The organism is Flavobacterium sp. NKUCC04_CG, from assembly GCF_019345525.1.
In the GTDB taxonomy this organism is placed as follows: Bacteria; Bacteroidota; Bacteroidia; order Flavobacteriales; family Flavobacteriaceae; genus Flavobacterium.
The window spans coordinates 1-223 of record NZ_JAHKRA010000093.1; the positions used below are offsets into that span (position 1 = coordinate 1).

Annotated in this window: 1 protein-coding gene; it reads left to right on the forward strand. The window is 38.1% G+C overall.

Annotation, left to right across the window (positions count from 1 at the left end; translation table 11 throughout):
• A partial coding sequence (locus KO524_RS15345) for a hypothetical protein (protein ID WP_219295088.1) occupies nt 1-223 on the forward strand: 223 nt, incomplete at both ends.

The window sequence follows — 223 nt, forward strand, 5'->3', positions numbered from 1 at the left end:
TGAGAAATCGAATTTGACTACTTTAGATATTAAAGGAGCGATCGACAGTTTTGAAACAATTACAACTTTAACACCAAATTATACTGCGGGTACGATTACTTATGTGAACGAGGCGGGTGCTAGTGTAACTGTAGATATCAAAGCCATGGTAGCTGCTGGAGCAGAAACGATTACAACTTTGGTAAAAGGACCAAAAGGGACTTATGTTTATACCTCTGAAAAC